Here is a 21,308-nt window from a genome sequence, read left to right as displayed (position 1 = left end):
CGAGGTGGCGACGAAGCCCAGGACGAAAGCGGAGACGCTGGCGTGGTTGCGAACCATCGCGGGCGAGCTCTCGACCCAGACGCTGAAGCGCCTCGAGGACACGCTGCCGTGGTACGGCGACATGCCGCCGAGCCGGCGTTCGGCGGTGGGCCTCGTCGCCCAGGCGGGCATCTCCTCGTTCATCGCCTGGTTCGACGACCCGAAGTCGACGCCGTGGATCGCCGCCGACGTGTTCGGTGCGGCTCCGCGTGAACTCCTCCGTTCGGTGAGCCTGCAGCAGACGTTGCAGCTCATCAGGGTCACGGTCGAGGTCGTGGAGGACCGCGTCGTGAAGGACGGCGGCGAACCGCTGCGCGAGGCGATCCTCCTCTACTCGCGCGAGATCGCCTTCGCGGCCGCCGATGTCTATGCGCGGGCCGCCGAGGCGCGCGGCCTGTGGGACGCCCGCCTCGAAGCGCTCGTCGTCGACTCGATCCTCTCCGGAGAGTACGACGACGAGCTGCCGAGCCGCATCGCCGCACTCGGCTGGCACGGTCACGGCGAGGTCGCGGTGCTCGTCGGCACCGCGCCCAAGCAGCTCGACGTCGACCACGTGCGGCGTGCGGCCCGGCACATGCAGGCCGACGTGCTCATCGGCGTGCAGGGCAACCGTCTCGTGCTCGTGATCGGCCGTTCCGATCCGCTGAGCCGGGAGTCCGAGGAGACGATCGGCACGTCGCCCGCGATCACCTTCCTCGAGATCGCCACGCAGCTCGAACCGCATTTCGGCCCGGGTCACCTCGTGCTCGGTCACGAGGTGCCGAACCTCGTCGACGCCTCGAAGAGCGCCAAGGCCGCACTCGCGGGCTTCGCGGTCGCCCGTTCCTGGCGCCATGCGCCGCGGCCCGTGCATGCCGACGACCTGCTCCCCGAGCGGGCGCTGGCCGGCGACCCGCTGGCGCGCGCGACGCTCGTGCACCGCATCTACCGGCCGCTGCAGGCGCACTCCACCGAGCTGCTCACCACGCTCTGGAGCTACCTCGACAACGGACGGTCGCTCGAAGCCACCGCCCGGGAGCTGTTCGTGCACCCGAATACCGTGCGCTACCGCCTGAAGCGCGTCTCCGACGTGATCGGGTGGGATGCCACCGGTGCTCGCGAGGCCCTCATCCTGCAGTCGGCCCTCATCATCGGGTCGATGAGCGACCACGAGCACCAGCCGCGCCGACGTCCGTCGTGACGCCCCGTTGGTGCGTGTCATGTGGGCCACGCACAAGGCTTCTCGCGAGAGCTTGTCGCATCGACACACACCCGGCCCCTGCCGGATTGGCAGGATAGGGAGGGTGATCGTCGTCGTCTGCCCTGGACAGGGCTCGCAGACCCCCGGATTCCTCGCCCCCTGGCTTGCCGAACCGGCCTACGCCGAACACCTCGACCGGCTCTCCGAGGCCGCGGGCGTCGACCTCGCGACCCACGGCACCGTGAGCGACGCCGACACGATCCGCGACACCGCCATCGCCCAGCCGCTCATCGTCGCGGCCGGCCTGCTGGCGCTCGACGGGCTCCTGGGCGACGGCCGCGCGACCCGCATCGGCGGCATCGCGGGGCACTCGGTCGGCGAGATCACCGCCGCCGTGGGTGCCGGGGTCCTGCGTGACGCCGACGCGATGCACTTCGTCGCCGAGCGCGGCCGTGCGATGGCGGATGCCGCAGCGCTCGTGCCGACCGGCATGAGCGCGGTCATCGGCGCCGACGAGCAGGCCCTCCTCGCGCGTCTCGACGAGCTCGGGCTCGAGCCCGCGAACTTCAACGGCGGAGGCCAGATCGTCGTGGCGGGCGCGCTCGACGCGCTCGACACGCTGAAGGCCGAACCGCCGGCCGGGGCGCGGGTCATCCCGCTGCAGGTCGCCGGCGCCTTCCACACCCGGTACATGCGCCCCGCGGTCGAGCGCCTCGCCGCCGTCGCCGCCGAGAACCACGACGTCTCCGACCCCGGCGTGACGCTCTGGACCAACCACGACGGCAGCCGCGTGGCATCCGGCAGCGCATTCGTCGACCTGCTCGTCGGGCAGGTGTCGTCCCCCGTGCGCTGGGACCGCTGCATGGCGTCGTTCGCCGAAGCCGGCATCACGGGCCTCATCGAGGTGGCCCCGGCCGGCGCCCTCGTGGGTCTCGCCAAGCGTGCCCTCAAGGGCGTGCCCACGGTCGCGGTGAAGACGCCCGACGACCTGCCGGCCGCCTTCGAACTCATCGAGCAGGCCGCCTGATCCCGGGCACGACGAGAGGCACACACGAGAGCATGACCAAACCCACCCTGCAGCAGTCGCACGGACCCGCCTACACGCGCATCTACGCGGTCGGTGCGGCACGAGGCGAGAACGCCGTGCCGAACGACGACCTGGTCGGTCCCATCGACTCCTCCGACGAGTGGATCCAGCAGCGCACCGGCATCATCACGCGCATGCGTGCCGGAGCCGACGTCGAGGCGGTCGACCTCGCCACCGACGCCGCCCGTGAGGCCATCTCGAAGTCGGGCGTCGCGCCCGAGCTCATCGACCTCGTCATCGTCGCGACCATCTCGAACGTGCAGCAGACGCCCTCGATCGCCGCCGTCGTCGCCGATCGCGTGGGTGCGAACCCGGCCGCCGCCTACGACGCGAACGCCGCGTGCGCGGGCTACGCCTACGCCGTGGCCCAGGCCGACGCGCTGATCCGCACGGGCGTCGCGCACTACGCGCTCGTGATCGGCGCCGAGAAGCTCTCGAACGTCGTCGACCCCACCGACCGCTCGATCTCGTTCCTCCTCGGCGACGGCGCGGGTGCCGTGGTCATCGGCCCGAGCGACTTCCCGGGCATCGCCCGCACGATCTGGGGCTCCGACGGCTCGAAGGCGGACGCGGTGGGCATGAACCACACCCTCACCGAGTTCCGCGACGGTCGCTCCGAATGGCCCACGCTCCGCCAGGAGGGCCAGACGGTGTTCCGCTGGGCCGTGTGGGACATGGCGAAGGTCGCGAAGCAGGCACTGGATGCCGCGGGCGTGACGAGCGCCGACCTCGCCGCGTTCATCCCCCATCAGGCCAACATGCGCATCATCGACGAGTTCGCGAAGCAGCTGAAGCTGCCCGAGTCGGTCGTGATCGCCCGTGACATCGCGACGACCGGCAACACCTCGGCCGCCTCGATCCCGCTCGCGACCCACCGGTTGCTGCAGGAGCATCCGGAGCTCTCGGGGGGCCTCGCCCTCCAGATCGGCTTCGGGGCCGGACTCGTGTTCGGCGCCCAAGTGGTGGTTCTGCCCTGAACCGCCGACCCTCGTCCATCTAGACTGTGTCTCGGTCAAACGAGACACCCCCAAGGAGAAGAACAATGGCATTGTCCACCGAAGAAGTGCTTGCCGGCCTGGCCGAGCTCATCAACGACGAGACCGGCATCGCGACCGACACGGTTGAGCTGGACAAGTCGTTCACCGATGACCTCGACATCGACTCCATCTCGATGATGACGATCGTCGTCAACGCCGAGGAGAAGTTCGACGTGAAGATCCCCGACGAAGAGGTGAAGAACCTCAAGACCGTCGGCGACGCCGTCGACTTCATCGTCAAGGCCCAGGCCTAGTCGCTGCTCGGGCGGGTCGCACGACGTGCGTGCGGCCCGCCTTCCGCATGACCTTTCCCTCCTACGGAGTGCTCTCGAATGACCAAGAAGATCGTGATCACCGGCGTCGGCGCGACCTCGCCGCTCGGTGGAACCGCCCGCGACAGCTGGAACGCGCTGCTCGCGGGTGAGTCCGGTGCCCGTCACCTCGACCAGGCATGGGCCACGGAGCTCGAGCTCCCGGTGACGTTCGCCGCGACCGCCAAGGTGGCGACGGCCGACATCCTCGAGCGCCACGAGCTGAAGCGCCTCGACCCGTCGAGCCAGTTCGCCCTCATCGCGGGGCGCGAGGCATGGGCCGACGCCGGCGCCCCCGAGGTCGCCCCCGAACGCCTCGCCGTCGACTGGTCGACCGGCATCGGCGGCGTGTGGACGCTGCTCGACGCGTGGGACACGCTGCGCGAACGCGGCCCCCGTCGCGTGCTGCCCATGACCGTGCCGATGCTGATGCCCAACGGGCCGGGCGCGGCGATCGGCATGGACCTGCATGCCCGTGCCGGCATCCGCACGGTCGTCTCCGCGTGCGCGTCGAGCACCGAGGCGCTCGTGAACGCCTACGACCATCTGCAGCAGGGACTCGCCGACGTCGTCATCGCGGGCGGCTCGGAGGCGGCCATCCACCCGCTGCCGATCGCGGCCTTCGCCGCGATGCAGGCGCTGTCGCGTCGCAACGACGAACCGGCCATCGCGTCGCGACCGTACGACACCGCGCGTGACGGGTTCGTGCTCGGAGAGGGCGCCGCGGCGCTCGTCGTCGAGACCGAGGAGCACGCGAAGGCTCGCGGCGCCCGCATCTACGCCGAGCTGCTCGGCGGCGCGGTCACGAGCGACGCGTACCACATCACGGCGCCCGACCCCGAAGGATCGGCCGCGGCGCGCGCCATGAAGCAGGCCATCGAAGGAGCGGGTGCGGCGCTCACCGACGTCGCGCACGTCAACGCGCACGCGACGAGCACGCCGGTCGGCGACATCGCCGAGTACAACGCGCTGCGCCGCGTGTTCGGCGACGCCCTCGACGGCATCGCGGTGACCGCCACGAAGGCGTCGACCGGGCACCTGCTCGGCGGGGCCGGCGCGATCGAGGCGGTGTTCACGGCGCTCGCCCTGCACGAGCGCACCGCTCCCCCGACCATCAACCTCACCGAGCAGGACCCCGAGATCCCGCTCGACGTCGTCACCTCGCCTCGCGCGCTGGGCGACGGTGACCTCATCGCGATCTCGAACTCGTTCGGCTTCGGCGGGCACAACGCCGTGGCGGCGTTCCGCACCGCCTGACCAGCGCGCGGGAGCCGCGGTTGCGGCGGCTGCCGCGGCGCTCGGACGCGAGAAGACCCCGGTCCCTTCGAGGGTGCCGGGGTCTTCTCATGCGCGGCCCGCGGTTTCGGTCGTGCGTCGCCGGGAAGGGTCATCCGACCTCGCGTCACGCCACCGCGGGCGGCGGTTCCGCTCAGCCCACCTGGTGCAACCAGACGACCGGAGCGAAGTCACTCGCGTGGCGGAACGGCTCGAGCTCGTCGTCCCACGCCTGGCCGAGCGCGAGCCGCAGCTCGCGATGCAGTTCGACCGCGTCGAGCCCGGCGACCTCCATGGCGTACCGGATGCGGTCCTCGGGCACGACCATGTTGCCCGCCGAGTCGGTCTGCGCGTAGAACACGCCGAGCTCGGGGGTGTGCATCCACCGGGCACCGTCGGAGCCTGGCGCCGGGTCCTCGCTCACCTCGTACCGGAGCTGCTCCCACCCGCGCAGCGCGGAGGCGAGCTTCGCACCGGTGCCGGGAGGACCCTCCCAGTAGAACTCGGTGCGCATGAGGCCGCGAAAGACGGGCTGCTCGGCCCAGTCGAAGTTCACGGCGCTGCCGAGCGCACGGCCTGCCGCCCACTCCACATGCGGGCACATCGCCTTCGGCGAGGAGTGCACGAACAGCACGCCTCGCGCGGTGCGCGACGCCCGCGTGATCTTCTCCGCCATCTCCGTTCTCCGTTCTCGAGGTGCGTCTTCCCCTACGACCTCGGAACCACCGGAAAAGCGGGTGTTCGATTGTGGACGGCGAGCCGTCATGCACGAGTATGCCCCGGATCCACGCGGGAGACAAGGCGCACACGCCCGTTCGTGGGCCATGGGAATGATCGCGATGAACCGCCGCGAACCATATACTCGGTGAATCGTTCCTCTTCCGGTCGGAGGTCGCATGGCCGTGCGCGACGCCCTGCTGGTCCTGCTGACCGCGGGGCCCGCCTACGGGTTCCAGTTGCACGGAGGTCTCGCCGCTCGCACGGGCGGCCGACGCGCCATCAACGTCGGCCAGACCTACGCGACCCTCGAGCGGCTCGCCAGGCAGGGACTCGTCGAGCCCGCGGGCGCCACCGACGACGGCCTGCCGCTGCACCGGCTCACCCGCGCCGGCCGAGCTGCGGCGAGAGCCTGGCTCGAGGGGGCGGATGCCGCGGGCGCCGACACGTGGGACGAGACCGTCGATCGCGTGCTCATCGCCCGGTCGCTGCCCGGTCAGGACGCCGACGCCGTCGTCGCCGCGGAGCGGTCGCGATGGAGCGCGCGTCGCGAGGCGGCATCCCTCGCCGCCGGCGCCGCCCGACCCGACTCCGGCGAAGCCGACGCTGAAGCCGCGCTCACCCGACTCGCGGCCGCCGCCGAGGTCGCCCTCGCCGACGCGGCGCTCGTGTGGCTCGACGCGGTCGGGCATGCCGAACCCCGCCCGTTCGGGCCCAGCGCCGTGCGGCCGAAACGGGGTCGCCGGCCCGGCGGCTCTGCCGCGATGACCCCGGGCGACGCGACAGACACCGGCGACGACGCCACTCAGGCGTCGGCCAGGGCGTAGCTGTCGACGATCGCGAGATCGAGCGGGAACTCGACCGGGAAGTCGCCGAACAGCAGCGCGCCCGCCTCGCGCGCGGAAACCTCGACGGCGGCCGCCACGTCGTCGGCGACCTCGCGCGGGGAGTGCACGATGATCTCGTCGTGCAGGAAGTACACGAGATGCGGTGCGCGGGCGAAGACCGGGCCGGATGCCGCGGCCGACGGCGTCTCGGCCGACACGCGTTCGGCGATCTCGTCGAGGCGACCCCGAAGTCCGGCCATCCAGCACAGCGACCACTCGGCCGCGCTGCCCTGCACCACGAAGTTGCGCGTGAAGCGGCCCCAGTCGCGGGCGGTCGAACGGGCGCGACGCTCGTCGGTCGCGGTGGCATCGGGTTCACTCGCGCGCGCCTGCACGGCTCGCCACTCGGGCGGCGGAAGCGGCGACGAGCGGCCGAGAAGCGTCGTCACGCTGCCACCGCGCTCGCCCTCGCGCGCCGCGCGATCGACGAGGGCCATCGCGCGCGGGTAGGCGCGGGCGAGGCGTGGAACGAGTCGCCCGCTCTCCCCCGTGGTCGCGCCGTACATCGCGCCGAGGATGGCGTACTTCGCCTCCTCGCGCGTCGCGACGACACCGGCGTCGACGAGCCCACGGTAGAAGTCCCGACCGCGGCTCGCCGCGGCGATCGCCTCGTCGCGGGCCATGCCCGCGAGCACGCGGGGCTCCAGCTGCGCAGCGTCGGCGACCACGAGGGTCCAGCCGGGGTCGGCCGCGACCGCGCTCCGCACGTTCTTCGGCAACTGCAGCGCGCCGCCGCCGGACGTGGCCCACCGCCCGGTGGCGGTGCCGCCCGGCACGTACTCGGGGCGGAAGCGCCCGTCGACGACCCACTCGTCGAGCCACGCCCAGCCGTTCGCGCTCAACAGCCGGGCGAGCTTCTTGTACGCGAGGAGCGGCTCGATCGCCGGGTGCTCGTGCTCCCGCAGCTCCCACTTCGCGGTCGAGTCGACCTGGATGCCGGCGCGTCGCAGCGCGCGGAGCAGGTCGGCCTGCGAGTCGAGGTTCACGGATGCCGCGTCGAGCGCCGCCCGCACCTGCGCGGCAAGCGCCTCCATGCGCTCGGGCTTTCGTCCGGGCGCGGGCCTCGGGCCGAGTTCGGCGGTGAGCACCCGTTCGTGCACCGAGCGGTGCCACGGCACGCCGGCCACCTGCATCTCGGCGCCGATGAGCGCACCGGCGCACTCGGCCGCGAGGAGCAGCCGCAGCGCACCCGGTTCGGCGCTCTCGGCGACCGAAGCCTCCTGCCGGGCGAGCTCGGCGAGCATCGCGTCGATCCCGGGCGCGGCGCCGGCGTCCGCGCCGATCGGCTCGGCCCGGTCGTTCATGGGATGGCCCGCCTCGAACTCGTCCAGGTCGAAGAGCGTGCTGTGGCGCGTGATGGGCGCGGCGGCCGGGCTCGCCGTGTCCTGCGCTTCAGCCGGGCCAGGTGGCATCCACTCGGGTCGCGGATGCCGACCCGAGGCTCGTGCCGCCGCCGTCACGGTGGACCGATCGAGGATCGCGGCGGCGAGCCGGAGGTCTCGGCAGCGCTGCACCCGCACGCCCGCCTGCAGGAGCCGTGGGTACCAGAGCCGGGTGTCGAGCCACACCCATCGAGGGTGGGTCGCCTCGAACTCGCGCACGACGCCGGGCAGGTCGTCGGATGCCACGAGCGCGAGGTCGCCGTCCGGATGCGCCGGGTCGACGAGCCGGACCATGCCCCCCTCACCCCGCCCGACCACGATCCGCACCCCTTCATTCTCTCGGGCACCGCCCACAGTGTCGGCGGCTCCGGCCACCATGGAGGCATGGACCGAACCAAGGCGCGACGATGGTCGCGGTGAGCTTCCGCTGCGGCCACGGCGCCGACGCGAGCGACGACGGCGTCGTCGCACTCCGCCGTGTGTGCCCGCTCTGCATGCTGCTCGACGAGACCCATCGATCACGCGCCGAGCTGCTGCGCAAGGTGGCGCCACCAGATCGTGCGGCGCTCGCGCGCGAGACCCGCGTCGGTGCCGCCTACGACTGGCAGTGCCCGCGCGGTCACGATCGGTACGCCGCGACCGTGCGCGAGGTGCTCACGGGCACGGGCTGCGCGAAGTGCCGCCAGAACGCGGTCGCGCCCGCAGCCCTCCGCGAGGCGGGCGTGCCGTTCATGAACCCCTCCCTCCGAACCCGAACGTCGCAGACCGAGCAACGGCTCAAGACCCTGCTCGGCGAACGCATTCGCCTCAATCACCGCGTGAACGCCATCCGCATCGCCCGCACCTTCTACGGACGCCGGGAGGTCTGGCCCGACGTCATCGTGCCGTCGCTGCGCATCGTCGTCGAGTACGACGACCCGGGCCGGTCGCGGCGAGCCCATCTCGGGTTGAAGGAGGCATCCGATCTCGACAAGGACGACGCGTTGCGCGAGGTCGGCTGGGAGGTCATCCGCATCCGGGCGGGCGGACTCGAGGCCATCGGTGGGCACAGCATCGTGTGTCGCCAGCTGAGCCCGGCCGTGGTCGACGACGTCGTCGACGAGATGCGCCGCATCCGCGGCGACGCGGCCGTCGATGCCATCGTGCTGGGGCATCCGGCGGCCTCCTGACTTCCGCGAATGCGGTGTTGAGAACGGATGCGCCCGCGCGTCGCGCGCCGATAGTGTTGCTCCATCCGCGCCCCGCCGCGGGCTCCCCGCGCAGAGAGGCTGTCAGTGCTCCTTCCGTTCCTCATCGTCGGAGGGGTCGGCCTCGTCCTGCTCCTCATCTCGCTCGTCCTCGGCGACATCTTCGACCACTTCGAGATCGGCGACGGCGCCATCTCGGGCACGGCGCTGTCGGTCGGGCTGGTCGTGTTCGGCGCATCCGGAGCACTCACGGCCAGCGCCGGACTCGACCTCGTCTGGGCCTACGTGCTCTCGGCCGTGCTGGCGATCGTCGCGTACGTCCTGAGCGTGATCGTCGTGCGCAACCTGAGTCGCAGTTCCGATGGCGTGCCGCAGTCGGCAGTGGGGCTCACGGGAGTCGCGAGGTCGGATGTCTCCCCCGCGGGCGGCGAGGTCAGCCTCGACGGTCCTGCCGAGATCGAACGACGCCTCGCGTACTCCGACTCCCCCATCACCGAGGGGTCGCGCGTCCGCGTCGTCGAGCACGTCGGCACGCGCGTCAAGGTCACCGCCGCCTGATCCACTGCACGCCTCCCTCCCCGCTGCACGCCGAAAGGACCCCCATGCTCGCCCCCGAATTCATCCAGGTGATCGCCATCCTCGCGATCGCCGTGGCGCTCCTCGCGCTGCTCGTGTTCATCGCACGCCGCATCCGCCGCGTGCCGCCGAACGAGGCCCTCGTCATCGTCGGTCGTGGTGCCGGCCGTCCGGCGCCGGGTGAGGCGACCGTCGGGCAGCGCGTCGTGATCGGCGGGCGCACGTTCGTCTGGCCCATCCTCCAGCAGGGCTTCTCGATCTCGCTCGAGCAGCGCCAGATCGGCATCATGGTCGAGGGAGTCGACAAGAACCGCATCAAGATCGCGATCAAGGCCTCGATCAACTTCAAGGTCAGCGGCACCGAGGAGGGCGTGCGACGTGCGGCGCAGCGATTCCTCTCGCAGCAGAGCGCCCTCACCGACATCATCAAGGAGTCGCTCGAGGGATCGCTGCGGTCGATCATCGGCGACATGACGATCGAGCAGATCATCTCCGACCGCAAGGGGCTCTCCGACCGCGTCGTCGCCGAGACGAAGACCGACCTCGTCGAGCAGGGCCTCCAGGTGGATCTGCTCAACATCTCCGACATCGCCACTCCGGGCAGCGACTACCTCGCGAACCTCGGTCGCGCCGAGGCGGCACGGGCCCGTCAGGTCGCCGAGGTCAGCGAGGCCGAGGCCGCGAGGGCGAGCGAGTTCGCACGCATCGAGGCCGCTGAGCAGATCGCCGAGCGCCAGAAGGCGCTGAGCCTCAAGCAGGCGATCATCAAGGCCGAGACCGACCGTGCGAACGCCGAGGCCGAAGCCGCCGGCCAGCTCGCGAAGGCCGAACAGGACAAGCTCGTCGCCGTGCAGGAGCGAGACGCCCTGTCCGAGCAGGCGCTCGTCACCCAGGAGCGCCTCGACATCGAGATCCGCAAGCCTGCCGAGGCCGAGGCCTACGCCGAGGTGCAGCGCGCCACCGCGAAGCGCGATGCGGCGAATGCGTCGACCGAGGCCGAGGCATTCAAGCGCACGAAGATCGCCGAGGCGAACAAGGTGGCCGCCGTGCAGGACGCCGAGGCGGCCGCCACCTCCGTACGTGTCTCGGGTGAGGCGGAGCGCGACCGCCAGGTGGCGCTCGCGGCCGGTATCCGCGCCGAGGGTGAGGCACGCGCGGCGGCGGTGCAGGCCGAGGGCCTCGCGGATGCCGCCGCGACCGACGCCAAGGCCGAGGCGCTGAAGAAGTACGGCGAGGCCGCACTCGCCCAGGAGATCATCTCGCGACTGCCCGAGATCGTGCGGGCCGCAGCGGAGCCGATCTCGAACATCGACACGCTCACCGTCGTCTCGACCGACGGCGCGAGCGCCGTGACGAAGACCGTCGGGCAGGTCCTCGGCGAGGGCACCGAGGTCGTGAAGTCGCTCACCGGTCTCGACGTCGGCGCCATCCTCTCGGGTCTGGCCGCCGGACAGCTCGTGAAGGGCGACGTGAAGCTCGACGTCGCGCGCGACTGAGGCGGAGGGGCGGAAGCCGGTCGGCCGCCGCCCCTCGCGCTGCGGGGTATCGTTCTCGAAATGTCGACCGACCGCATCGCCGCTACGACCGTTGAGCTCACCAAGACGTTGATCGCCATCGACTCGGTGAATCCGCGCCTCGCGGCCGGCGGTGCCGGAGAGGCCGTCATCGCCGAGCACCTGGCCGCTCGATTGGATGCCGCAGGCTTCTCCGTTCGGTTGATCCCGGCGCCCTCGGATCCCTCGCGGGTCAGCGTGATCGCCGTCCGGGCGGGCTCCCGACTCGGGCGTACCGTTGTGCTGAACGGCCATCTCGACACGGTCGGCGTCGAGGGAATGACCGATCCCTTCACGCCGCGCATCGCATCGGGCCGACTCCACGGACGCGGCGCCAGTGACATGAAGGGCGGGGTGGCGGGGCTCGTCGTGGCTGCGGAGCGCCTTGCGGCAGCCGACGTGCCCGGGGTGATCGTCGTGGCGCTCGTCGCCGACGAGGAGGACGCGAGTGTGGGCGCGGAGGCGGTGCTGCAGGATCTCACCGGTCGCGACGTTTCAATGGACCTGTGCCTCATCGCAGAACCGACCTGGCTCGACCTGGCCGTAGCGCATCGCGGGTTCGCCGTCGTGGATGTCAGCCTCGTGGGCAAGGCAGCCCACTCCTCGCAGCCGGCCGACGGCATCGACACGATCGCGCCGCTTGGCGACCTGCTCGTCGGCATCGGCGCGGCTGATCGAGCGATCGGCCGCCGTGCGGGGCACCCACTCCTCGGCCATGGGTCGATGATGGCCACCGTGGTTCGGGCCGGCACGGCGCCGTTCACCGTCGCCGCTCGGGCCGACGTCGTCATCGAACGCCGAACGTTGCCCGGCGAGACGACGGAGGCGACGCTCGACGAAGTACAGGAGATCGTCGACGAGGTCGCCGCGAGAGCACCCGGGCTCGAGGCATCCGTTCGACGCTCGACCGCTCGTGCTGGGTGGCAGATCGACGGCGTCGGTGCGGCCGCCGAGTTCAGCGGCCTTCTCGCCGCCGCCCTCGCGACCAACGGGTCGCACGCGCCGAAGCGCGTCGGCGCGCCGTACTGGATGGAGTCGGCGCTCTGGCAGGCGGAAGGGGTGCCGACCGTCGTCTGCGGTCCTGCCGGCGGGGGCTTGCACGCGGTGGACGAGTGGGTCGATATCGACCAGCTGCAGCGGTTCCCGGGGGCGGTGGAGCGTGCGGTCAGCCGGTTCCTGAACACGTCGTGAGGAGAGTGTTCGGGAGGTTCAGCTTCGAGGCGCCGACGCGCTGCCGGATGGCATACCGCTCGGATCGGGCGATCAGCCCAGAGGAGATATCCCGCATCCCGTGTCCCCGGTCCGTGCGACGATCCGGAGTAGGGACGATCAGTGGGAGGACGCGATGCGCGGCGAGGCCACGGTGTTGCACGCCGATCTCGACGCCTTCTACGCCTCCGTCGAGCAGCGTGACGCGCCCGCGCTCCGTGGCCGGCCCGTCATCGTCGGCGGCGGTGTGGTGCTCGCAGCGAGTTACGAGGCCAAGGCCCGCGGGGTGCGTACCGCGATGGGCGGTCGCCAGGCGCGCGACCTCTGTCCCGACGCCGTGGTCGTCCCGCCGCGGATGGACGCATATTCAGCAGCCAGTCGAGAAGTGTTCGCGATCTTCCGCGATACGACGCCGTTGGTCGAGGGGCTTTCCATCGACGAGGCGTTTCTGGAGGTCGGTGGTCTGCGTCGCATCGCGGGCACGCCCGAGCAGATCGCGGTGCGCCTGCGTGATCGGGTTCGTGCTGAGGTCGGGTTGCCCATCTCGGTCGGGATCGCACGAACCAAGTTCCTCGCCAAGGTCGCCAGCGCGGTCAGCAAGCCCGACGGACTGCTGGTGGTCGAGCCCGACCGGGAGCAGGCGTTCCTGCTCCCGCTGCCGGTCGAACGGTTGTGGGGAGTCGGTGCCGTCACGGCCGAGAAGCTGCACCGGCTCGGCATCCGCACGGTCGGGCAGTTGGCCGAGCTCGAAGCCGCGGCCGCCGAGCGGCTGCTGGGCAAGGCGACCGGCGCGCACCTGCACGCGCTGGCCCGGTTGCGTGACCCGCGCCCGGTCGACACCACGCGCCGCCGCGGCTCCATCGGTTCCCAGCGCGCGCTCGGCAGCCGTCCACGCCCAGCCGACGAACTGGATCTCATCCTCACCCAGATCATCGATCGGCTCGCCCGCCGCCTCCGCGATGGCGGCCGGGCGTGCCGCACGATCGTGCTTCGCCTCCGTTATGGCGACTTCGCGAAGGCCACCCGATCGCGCACCCTCCGCTCCGCGACCGACCGCACCGCAGTGTTGCTCGTCGTCGCCCGAGGACTCCTCGCCGATGCGCAGGGCGAGATCACTGAACGCGGCATCACCCTGATCGGCGTCTCGCTGTCGCAGCTTGCGCGCGCCGACAGCCTCCAGCCCGAGCTGCCGATCGACTGGGACGACGGGGTGCGTCTCGACACGGTGCTCGACGCGGTACGCGATCGCTTCGGCGCGGCATCCGTCGCGCGGGCTGCGCAACTCGGTCGCGACCCGGGCTGGACGCCGCCACTGCTCCCCGAACACGAGTGAATCGATGCACGATGCAGCACGTCGATTCGGGCGGCTCCATCGCGCACCGGCACGTGTCGTCCCGCGCCACGTCGCGCGTCAGCCGCCGACATGGATGGTCGGCCGCTCGGCTGGATCCTTCTCGACCTTGCGGAGTATCTCGCGGACCACTGGGGCGGTATCGCCTCGTCCGAGGAGGATGTAGCGCATCGTGTGCAGGAGCGGGCTCCCCTCGGACCACTCGAAGTAGGCGTGCGGTCGAACGCCGGCCGCGTCCCGCATCGCGACGAGGATCGCCGCAATGGCGTTCGGGGCGGCGGGGCTGTCAGCGCGGAGCACGCGATGGCCGTCGACTTCCGAGCCACTGACGTGGAGGACCTCCCGGAACTCGGATGGATCCACGACGCGGATCTCGAGGAAGAGGACGTCGGCACGACCCGGTACCGGGTTGAGTCGGCGTTGGGCGCGCTCCTTCTGTTCGTACTCGGCTGCGTCGCCGACACCGGGGCGGTTCGCGATGATGCTCAAGCGCCCGTCGTGGACCAGCGAGTCCGTGATGAAGCGGCGGGCGTTCTCGTCGAACTCGATCCGGTCGGCCCGGATCTCGGTGGTGCGCGAGATCCGCGACACGATGGACACGACGATGATGCCTGCGATGAACATCGCGGAGATCGCGAGTCCGTCGGGCTTCTCGACCACATTGTCCACGAGCGCATAGCTGAGCACTGCGGACAGGACGGTGAACCCGATGATCGCCCGAATACGTCGTCGACGAACCGCGGAGATGAGCACCGCGATGGCGGCTGAGACCATCATGGCGAGTATGCCGGTCGCGTATGCGCCGGCCTGCGCGTCGACATCGGCGTGAAAGGCCACGGTGATGGCGATACTGATCGCCGTGTAGACGAGCACCACGGGCCGTACGGCGCGACTCCAGTCGGGCGCCATTCCGTAGGTGGGCAGGTACCGCGGCACGATGTTGATCAGGCCGGCCATCGCCGACGCACCGGCGAACCACAGGATGAGGATGCTGCTGATGTCGTAGGCCGTCCCGAAGGCGTCGCCGAAGAACTCGTGTGCCAGGTAGGCCAGGGCGCGACCGCTCGCTTCCCCATCCGCTTCGAACTGCCCGGCCGGAATGAGCAGGGTGGTGACGAGGCTGCTGGAGATCAGGTACGCGCTCATGATCACCGCGGCCGCGGTGAGCATCTTCTTCGTGTTGCGGATCCTCGACGCGAGACGATGCTCAGGTGTCGTTCCGGGGGACGCGACCAGCGGCATCATGCTGACGCCCGTCTCGAAGCCCGACAACCCGAGCACGAGCAGCGGGAATGCGAGGATCGCCGGACCGATGATCTCGGCGACGCTCCCTCCGCCGTGCGAGAGGGCGGCCCACCAGTCGGTGATCGCGACCGGATGCTCGAAGATCTCGGTCAGGCCTGCTGCGATGACGATCGCGTTGAGCCCGAGGAAGGCGACGACGATCGGAATCGCGACGTTCACCGCCTCCGTGAACCCGAGGAGGAAGACACCGCCGAGGACCAGCAGGAACGCGATCGTGATGGCGACCGCCTGCCCGCTCAGTGCTTCGGGCATGAAGGGGTTCTCGATGAGGTGCACGGATGCATCTGCTGATGACAGCGTGATGGTGATGATCCACGAGGTGGCGACGAAGCCGAGGAGCACGAGGACGACGATCTTGCCTCGCCAGAACGAGAGCAGTCGTTCGAGCATGGCGACGGAGCCTTGACCGTGGGGACTCTCCTGTGCCACCCGGCGGTACATCGGCAGCATTCCCAGCAGCGTCAGGGCGACGATGAGGAGCGTGGCGATCGGCGAGAGTGCCCCGGCAGCCGCGACGGCGATGGCCGGCAGGTACGACAGCGTGGAGAAGTAGTCCACGCCGGTCAGGCACATCACCCTCCACCAGGAGTGCTGTTCGACGCCCAGCTCGTGGACCTCCGGCCCGGTCGGCTGGACGACGTGTTGCAGGAGCCACCGGCGCGACGGCTCCCCCGGTGCAGCGGTGTACGGTCCCGGCACGCTGTCCGGGAACTCGAACTGCGACCAGTCGCGCATGCCACTCCTTCGGGGTGACGCCGATCCGGCGGTGACGGTGGTGCTCGCGTGGTCCATGCGTGATCAGCGCAGCTGCGCGAACCCCTCGGCCTTGCGGGTCGGGCCGACGATGAGCATCATGTCGCCCTCGGCGAGCACCGTGTCGGCGTCGGCGTTGTGCCACTCATCGCCCGGCTGCTTGTACGCGGCAACCGTCACGCCGTACTCCTTCCGCAGCCCGGTGTCTCCGAGCGGGATGCCCTGCAGGCGCGCCGGCGGAGCGGACTTCACGATCGCGTACCCCCGCTCGATCTCGACGTAGTCCAGCGCGGCGCCGCGCACGAGGTGCGCGACCCTTCGGCCCATCTCGGCCTCAGGGCGGACGACATGGTGCACGCCGAGTTGCTCCAGTATGAGTGCGTGCTGCTCGGTGACGGCCTTCGCCCAGATGACCGGCGTCTTCATCCCGAGGAGCACCGAGCAGGTGAGGATCGACGCGGTGATGTCGGTGCCGATCGCGACGACGACCCGGTCGAACTCGTCGACGGCGAGCTGCTCGAGGGCCGCCGCCTTCGTCGAGTCGGCCCGCACCACCTGGGTGAGCTCGCCGTTCAGCGACTGCACGATCTCCATGGACGCGTCGATGCCGAGGACGTCGGTGCCGGCCTGCATCAGCTCGAGGGCGAGCGAGCTGCCGAATCGACCGAGACCGATCACCGCGACCGAGTCCGCCTCGGCGATGCGCCGGGACGAGTCGGCGGCCCCGCCGCCGAAAATCGAGAATCTAGCCAATGGCGGGCCTCTCCTTCGGGAGTTCGTAGAGGATGCGACGCTCACGGAGCGCGATCGCCGAGCCGAGCGTGAGCGGGCCGATGCGACCGAGGAACATGAGCAGCGCGAGGATGATCTCCGCCGTCGGCGGCAGGTCGCCGGTGATTCCGGTGGAGAGTCCGACGGTGCCGAGCGCGGAGACGGCCTCGAGGACCAGGCGGTCCATCGGGAGATCGGTCAGGTGCATGAGCACCACCGTGGCCAGCATGACCGCGCCGACGGCGACGAGTATGACCGTGATCGCCTGTCGATGCACGGCCCGCGAGAGGCGCTTGCCGAAGATGTTCACCGCACCTTCGCCGCGGAACTCGGTGAGCATGATGAAGAACAGCACCGCGAACGTGGTCACCTTGATGCCGCCGGCCGTGCCTGCCGGTCCACCGCCGATGAACATCAACACATCCATCGCGAGCCAGCTCTCGTCATGCATCAGCCCGATGTCGACGCTGTTGAACCCGGCGGTGCGCGTCTGGACCGACGCGAAGAAGCCCGCAAGGAGCTTCGCCGCCGGGTCGAGCGGGCCCAACGTGTCGGGATTCGACCACTCCACTGCGGTGAGGTACAGCCAGCCGAAGCCGACCAGTACGACGGTGCCCCACAGCACGAGCTTCGTGTTCATCGACCAGTGCAACGGGCGGGTGAACTCCCTGCGCAGTTGCATGATGACCGGGAAGCCGAGTCCGCCGAGGATGACCGCCGCTGACATCGGCAAGCAGACGAACGGGTCGGCGACGAAGTCCATCATGTTGTTCGAGTACAGCGCGAAGCCCGCGTTGTTGAACGACGACACCGAATGGAACAACGCGTGCCACGCGGCATCCGCCGGGCTGTAGTCGTAGCCGAAGAGGAACCGCGGGAACAGGAACGCCCATGTCACGGCTTCGATCGCGAACGAGATGAGCACGATGCCGAGCACCAGTCCGCGGACATCGTCGTAGCCGACCGACTTCGCCTCGGCCGCGGTGTTCAGCCGGGCGCGGACCGACAGCTTGCGAGCCAGCACGAGCCCGATCAGCGACGCGAAGATCATGATGCCGAGGCCGCCGAGCTGGATGAGCAGGAGGATCACCGCGTGTCCGAGCGGGCTCCAGTGCAGTTCGGTGTCGACGACCGTGAGCCCGGTCACACACACGGCACTCGTGGCCGTGAAGAGCGCGTCGATGAAGCTGGTGCCATCGGGTTCGGCGCTCATCGGCGGCAACCACAGCAGGAGGGTCCCGACCAGCACAGCGGCGGCGAACCCCGTCACCACGGCCTGCGCCGGGTGGAGGCGGTACCCCCGTCGGATGCGAAGGCGCCGCAGGGCGTGCACCGACTCCCGGATGGTCACGGCTCCATTCCATCCCGGAATCCGTGGCCTCGGGCGCCTGCGCGCCGTCAGGATCTCGCTCGGAGCCGTATGGATTCCGTGAGGAACGTCGGATCAGGGGTCGAAGCGATACCCCATGCCGGGCTCGGTGACGAGATGGCGCGGTTCCGACGGCACCGGCTCGAGCTTGCGACGCAGCTGGGCCATGTAGAGCCGCAGGTAGCCCCCGTCATTCGCGTGGTACGGTCCCCAGACCTCGCCGAGCAGCATCTGCCGGGTCATGAGCTTGCCGGGGTTGCGGAGCAAGAGCTCGAGCAGGCGCCATTCGGTCGGGGTCAGCCGGATGCTGCTCGGCCGCCCCTCCGCGGTCCGCACGGTTCGTGCGGCCAGGTCGACGTCGAGGTCGCCGATGCGCACGGATGCCGCGTCCTCCTCCCCCGTCGGCCGACGCGACCTGGCGCGTATCCGGGCCAGGAACTCGTCCATTGCGAAGGGTTTCGTGACGTAGTCGTCGGCGCCGGCATCGAGTGCCTCCACCTTCTCGGTCGAATCCGTGCGGCCCGAGAGCACCAGGATCGGCACGCTCGACCAGGCCCGCACCGCTCGGATGACATCGAGGCCCTCGACCTTCGGCATGCCGAGGTCGAGCACGATGAGGTCGGGGTGCCCGTTCGCGGCGAGGTCGATGGCCTCGGCGCCGTCGCGCGCCTGCAGCACCTCGTAGCCGCGCGCGGTCAGCGTGATCCGCAGCGCACGCTGCAACTGCTCGTCATCGTCGGCCAGCAGGACCTTCACGCGACCTCCTCCGCCGTCGGCAATGCGACCACCATCGTCACGCCACCGCCGGGCGTGTCCTCCACCTCCAGTGTGCCGTCCATTCCCTCGACGAAGCCCTTCGAGAGCGCGAGGCCGAGACCGAGGCCGACGTCGTTGTCGGTGTCGCCGAGGCGCTGGAACGGCGTGAACACCTGACCGCGGCGTTCGACCGGAATGCCGGGCCCGCGGTCCACGATCCGCAGCTGCACGGAGCCGCGGAACGCGCTGGCGGTCACCCGAACCCGCTCGCCCGGTGGCGAGAACCGCAGGGCGTTGGCGAGCAGGTTGACGACCACGCGCTGGAGCAGCACGCCGTCGGCCAACACCCGCGGCGCGTCATCCGACAGCTCGAGCTCGACCTCCCCTGGTCCTGCCCGCAACTCCTCGAGCGCCGGAAAGACCACGTCGGCGATCTCGGTGGGTGCGATGGTGACCGCGAGGGCGCCCGCCTGCACCCGGCTCACGTCGAGCAGGTTGGTGACGAGTTCCGCGAGCGACTCGAGACTCTCCGCTGCGGTGTCGAGCAACTCCCGTCGCTCTGCAGTTCCGAGCGTGACGTCGTCGGAACGCAGTGCGCTCACCGCAGCGCTCGCGGCGGTGAGCGGACGTCGCAGGTCGTGCCCCACGGCTGCGAGCAGTGCGCTGCGCACCCGATCGGTCTCGGCGAGCGAGTCCGCCGCCGAGGCGGCGCTCGCGAGCGCGCCCTGCTCGATCGCGGTCTCCAGCTGCGTCGCGATCACCGCGAGCAGTCGACGCTCGGATGCCTCGAGCTCGCGTCCGTGCAGTTCGAGCACGCCGCGCACGCCGATCGGCACATCCGCATGGCGTTCGTCAGGCGTGGGCTCGCCGTCGGTGACGCGGACCTCCCCGTCGACGAGCAGCCGGACCCCGGTCAGCCCGAACGCCTCGCGGGTGCGCGTCACCATCGCCTGCAGTGCGCCCTCGCCGCGCAGCACGCTCCCGGCGATCGTCGCGAGCAGCTCCGACTCGGCCGCCGACCGCCGCGCTTCACGCGTGCGGCGGGCCGCCTGGTCGACGACGTAGCTGACCAGCAGTGCGTTCAACACGTAGAAGACGAGCGCGAGCAGCTGCCTGGGCTGCCCGATCGCGAACGTGTACTGCGGCTCGATGAACAGGAAATTCAACGTGATGCCCGAGAGCACCGCCGCGAACAGCCCCGGCCACAGGCCGCCGACCAGCGCGACGACGATGACGAGCAGTTGGTAGGCGAGCACGTCGCCGGTGATCGACGCCTCCGAACGGAGCAGCCAGAGGAGCCAGCTCAGCAGAGGACCGGCGACGAGCGCCACCGCGAAGCCCGCCATCCGACGCCGGCGGCTGAGTGCCCCACCGAGGCGCGGCAGCGAGAAACCCGATCCCGCCGCGGCGTGCGTCACGATGTGCACGTCGATGTCACCGGACTCGCGGATCACGGTCGCGCCGATGCCCGGACCGGTGAACGCCGCGGCGAGCCGCGACCGGCGGCTGACCCCGATGACCAGCTGCGTGGCATCCGATGCCCGCGCGAAGTCGACGAGCGCGCTCGGGATGTCTCCGCCGACCACCTCGTGGAAGGTGCCCCCGAGACGCTCGACGAGCGTGCGCTGCTGATCGAGGGCTTCGGGATGGCGCGACCGCAGCCCGTCGGGATCGGTCACGTGCACGGCGAGCAACTCGCCTCCCGACGAACGCGCCGCGATCCGGGCACCGCGCCGCAGCAGCGTCTCACCCTCGGGCCCGCCCGGCAGCGCGACGACGACACGCTCGCGCGCCTCCCACCTGCCCGTGATGCCGTGCTCGGCGCGGTACGCCTTGAGGGCCTGGTCGACGTCGTCGGCGAGCCACAGCAGCGCGAGTTCGCGCAGCGCCGTGAGGTTGCCGAGCCGGAAGTAGTTCGACAGGGCGGCGTCGATGCGCTCGGCCGGATACACCAAGCCGCTCGCGAGCCGATCCCGCAGCGCCTGCGGCGCCAGGTCGACCACCTCGACCTGGTCGGCGGCGCGCAGTACGGCGTCGGGGATGGTCTCACGCTGCGGCACCCCCGTGATCTCGACGACGACGTCGCCGAGCGACTCGATGTGCTGGGTGTTCACCGTCGAGATGACGTCGATGCCCGCGGCGAGCAGGTCGTCGACGTCCTGCCAGCGCTTGACGTGGCGCGAGCCCGGTGCGTTCGTATGGGCGAGTTCGTCGATGAGTGCGATCTCGGGCCGTCGTGCCAGCACCGCGTCGAGGTCCATCTCCTCGACCCGCGAGCCGCGGTTCGTCTCTACGCGCCGCGGGACGACCTCGAGCCCGTCGAGCATCTCCGCCGTCGCGGCTCGGCCGTACGACTCGACGAACCCGACGACGACGTCGTGACCCTCGTCGTGGAGGCGTCGGCCCTCCTCGAGCATGGTGTAGGTCTTGCCGACACCTGGAGCCGCGCCGAGCAGCACGCGGAGCCGTCCCCGTCCCATACCGCCAGTCTCGCACCTCGACGGGCGCGTACGACCCGGGGGCCGCCAGTAGCCCCGACCAGTGGAGACGACGGGCGCGACGA

General features: G+C 70.6%; 18 protein-coding genes. 11 read left to right on the top strand and 7 right to left on the bottom strand.

From position 1 onward, the window contains the following. Positions 1-4 precede the first annotated feature (4 nt). From ACVFI9_RS09790 to ACVFI9_RS09770, 5 genes are all read left to right on the top strand, one after another. Entirely contained in the window at positions 5-1,219 is a 1,215-nt protein-coding gene (locus ACVFI9_RS09790) for a PucR family transcriptional regulator (protein ID WP_474766108.1), read from the top strand. A gap of 103 nt (positions 1,220-1,322) precedes the next feature. Beyond that, positions 1,323-2,246 carry an ACP S-malonyltransferase gene (locus ACVFI9_RS09785; RefSeq protein WP_474766107.1) on the top strand — a complete coding sequence of 308 codons (924 nt, stop codon included), beginning with the start codon at positions 1,323-1,325 and terminating at the stop codon, positions 2,244-2,246. A 32-nt stretch (positions 2,247-2,278) separates the two neighbouring features. Next, complete coding sequence (locus ACVFI9_RS09780) at positions 2,279-3,283, top strand: beta-ketoacyl-ACP synthase III (protein ID WP_474766105.1); 1,005 nt, start codon at positions 2,279-2,281, stop codon at positions 3,281-3,283. 65 nt (positions 3,284-3,348) lie between these two features. Further along, positions 3,349-3,597, top strand: a complete 249-nt coding sequence (locus ACVFI9_RS09775) for an acyl carrier protein (protein WP_056731598.1) — start codon at positions 3,349-3,351, stop codon at positions 3,595-3,597. A gap of 78 nt (positions 3,598-3,675) precedes the next feature. Continuing rightward, positions 3,676-4,911, top strand: coding sequence for a beta-ketoacyl-[acyl-carrier-protein] synthase family protein (locus tag ACVFI9_RS09770; RefSeq protein WP_474766104.1), 1,236 nt, complete (start codon positions 3,676-3,678; stop codon positions 4,909-4,911). Between the two features lie 172 nt (positions 4,912-5,083). Here the strand turns inward: ACVFI9_RS09770 and ACVFI9_RS09765 are convergent, their stop codons facing one another. Then, positions 5,084-5,605 carry a DUF3145 domain-containing protein gene (locus ACVFI9_RS09765; protein WP_474766102.1) on the bottom strand — a complete coding sequence of 174 codons (522 nt, stop codon included), beginning with the start codon at positions 5,603-5,605 and terminating at the stop codon, positions 5,084-5,086. Between the two features lie 220 nt (positions 5,606-5,825). On the opposite strand from ACVFI9_RS09765, the gene ACVFI9_RS09760 reads away from it, so the two are divergent. Beyond that, a complete protein-coding gene (locus ACVFI9_RS09760; RefSeq protein ID WP_474766100.1) occupies positions 5,826-6,473 on the top strand; it encodes a PadR family transcriptional regulator in 648 nt (215 codons plus the stop codon). Here ACVFI9_RS09760 and ACVFI9_RS09755 read toward each other — a convergent pair. Further along, positions 6,452-8,209, bottom strand: a complete 1,758-nt coding sequence (locus ACVFI9_RS09755; RefSeq protein WP_474766224.1) for a bifunctional 3'-5' exonuclease/DNA polymerase — start codon at positions 8,207-8,209, stop codon at positions 6,452-6,454. The two genes, ACVFI9_RS09760 and ACVFI9_RS09755, sit on opposite strands and share 22 nt — an antisense overlap. 113 nt (positions 8,210-8,322) lie before the next feature. Between ACVFI9_RS09755 and ACVFI9_RS09750 the strand changes: the two genes are divergently transcribed. The 5 genes from ACVFI9_RS09750 to dinB all read left to right on the top strand — a co-directional run bounded on the left by ACVFI9_RS09750 (position 8,323) and on the right by dinB (position 13,773). Beyond that, a complete protein-coding gene (locus ACVFI9_RS09750; protein ID WP_474766099.1) occupies positions 8,323-9,084 on the top strand; it encodes a hypothetical protein in 762 nt (253 codons plus the stop codon). Between the two features lie 105 nt (positions 9,085-9,189). Beyond that, on the top strand, positions 9,190-9,660 hold the full coding sequence (locus ACVFI9_RS09745) for an NfeD family membrane protein (RefSeq protein ID WP_474766098.1): 471 nt from the start codon (positions 9,190-9,192) through the stop codon (positions 9,658-9,660). A gap of 44 nt (positions 9,661-9,704) precedes the next feature. Beyond that, positions 9,705-11,174 (top strand): flotillin family protein, encoded by a 1,470-nt coding sequence (locus ACVFI9_RS09740; RefSeq protein WP_474766096.1) that lies wholly within the window; start codon positions 9,705-9,707, stop codon positions 11,172-11,174. A gap of 60 nt (positions 11,175-11,234) precedes the next feature. Further along, the gene (locus ACVFI9_RS09735; RefSeq protein ID WP_474766095.1) at positions 11,235-12,422 is read left to right on the top strand and encodes a M20/M25/M40 family metallo-hydrolase; all 1,188 of its coding nucleotides are present in this window, start codon (positions 11,235-11,237) and stop codon (positions 12,420-12,422) included. 154 nt (positions 12,423-12,576) lie between these two features. Beyond that, positions 12,577-13,773 (top strand): DNA polymerase IV, encoded by a 1,197-nt coding sequence (gene dinB, locus ACVFI9_RS09730; RefSeq protein WP_474766093.1) that lies wholly within the window; start codon positions 12,577-12,579, stop codon positions 13,771-13,773. A 78-nt stretch (positions 13,774-13,851) separates the two neighbouring features. Here the strand turns inward: dinB and ACVFI9_RS09725 are convergent, their stop codons facing one another. The 5 genes from ACVFI9_RS09725 to ACVFI9_RS09705 all read right to left on the bottom strand — a co-directional run bounded on the left by ACVFI9_RS09725 (position 13,852) and on the right by ACVFI9_RS09705 (position 21,225). Beyond that, a complete protein-coding gene (locus ACVFI9_RS09725; protein WP_474766092.1) occupies positions 13,852-15,831 on the bottom strand; it encodes an APC family permease in 1,980 nt (659 codons plus the stop codon). 63 nt (positions 15,832-15,894) lie between these two features. Further along, the gene (locus ACVFI9_RS09720; protein WP_474766091.1) at positions 15,895-16,602 is read right to left on the bottom strand and encodes a potassium channel family protein; all 708 of its coding nucleotides are present in this window, start codon (positions 16,600-16,602) and stop codon (positions 15,895-15,897) included. Beyond that, on the bottom strand, positions 16,595-17,965 hold the full coding sequence (locus tag ACVFI9_RS09715) for a TrkH family potassium uptake protein (protein ID WP_474766222.1): 1,371 nt from the start codon (positions 17,963-17,965) through the stop codon (positions 16,595-16,597). The genes ACVFI9_RS09720 and ACVFI9_RS09715 overlap by 8 nt, the downstream gene beginning before the upstream one ends. A gap of 99 nt (positions 17,966-18,064) precedes the next feature. Further along, positions 18,065-18,745: a response regulator gene (locus ACVFI9_RS09710; protein WP_474766089.1), complete on the bottom strand. Its 681-nt coding sequence runs from the start codon at positions 18,743-18,745 to the stop codon at positions 18,065-18,067. Then, positions 18,742-21,225, bottom strand: coding sequence for a DUF4118 domain-containing protein (locus ACVFI9_RS09705; RefSeq protein ID WP_474766087.1), 2,484 nt, complete (start codon positions 21,223-21,225; stop codon positions 18,742-18,744). The genes ACVFI9_RS09710 and ACVFI9_RS09705 overlap by 4 nt, the downstream gene beginning before the upstream one ends. Between the last annotated feature and the right edge of the window lie 83 nt (positions 21,226-21,308).

It is taken from the genome of Agromyces sp. NSFZ, from assembly GCF_056156205.1.
This window is presented reverse-complemented; position numbering and strand designations above follow the sequence as displayed.

Bases quoted from the DNA above. Each gene is read 5' to 3' on its own strand.
- ACVFI9_RS09725 (WP_474766092.1), bottom strand. From the start codon at position 15,831: ATGCGCGACTGGTCGCAGTTCGAGTTCCCGGACAGCGTGCCGGGACCG.
- dinB (WP_474766093.1), top strand. From the start codon at position 12,577: ATGCGCGGCGAGGCCACGGTGTTGCACGCCGATCTCGACGCCTTCTAC.
- ACVFI9_RS09770 (WP_474766104.1), top strand. From the start codon at position 3,676: ATGACCAAGAAGATCGTGATCACCGGCGTCGGCGCGACCTCGCCGCTC.
- ACVFI9_RS09780 (WP_474766105.1), top strand. From the start codon at position 2,279: ATGACCAAACCCACCCTGCAGCAGTCGCACGGACCCGCCTACACGCGC.
- ACVFI9_RS09765 (WP_474766102.1), bottom strand. From the start codon at position 5,605: ATGGCGGAGAAGATCACGCGGGCGTCGCGCACCGCGCGAGGCGTGCTG.
- ACVFI9_RS09750 (WP_474766099.1), top strand. From the start codon at position 8,323: ATGGTCGCGGTGAGCTTCCGCTGCGGCCACGGCGCCGACGCGAGCGAC.
- ACVFI9_RS09740 (WP_474766096.1), top strand. From the start codon at position 9,705: ATGCTCGCCCCCGAATTCATCCAGGTGATCGCCATCCTCGCGATCGCC.
- ACVFI9_RS09755 (WP_474766224.1), bottom strand. From the start codon at position 8,209: ATGGTCCGGCTCGTCGACCCGGCGCATCCGGACGGCGACCTCGCGCTC.
- ACVFI9_RS09705 (WP_474766087.1), bottom strand. From the start codon at position 21,225: ATGGGACGGGGACGGCTCCGCGTGCTGCTCGGCGCGGCTCCAGGTGTC.
- ACVFI9_RS09775 (WP_056731598.1), top strand. From the start codon at position 3,349: ATGGCATTGTCCACCGAAGAAGTGCTTGCCGGCCTGGCCGAGCTCATC.
- ACVFI9_RS09760 (WP_474766100.1), top strand. From the start codon at position 5,826: ATGGCCGTGCGCGACGCCCTGCTGGTCCTGCTGACCGCGGGGCCCGCC.
- ACVFI9_RS09735 (WP_474766095.1), top strand. From the start codon at position 11,235: ATGTCGACCGACCGCATCGCCGCTACGACCGTTGAGCTCACCAAGACG.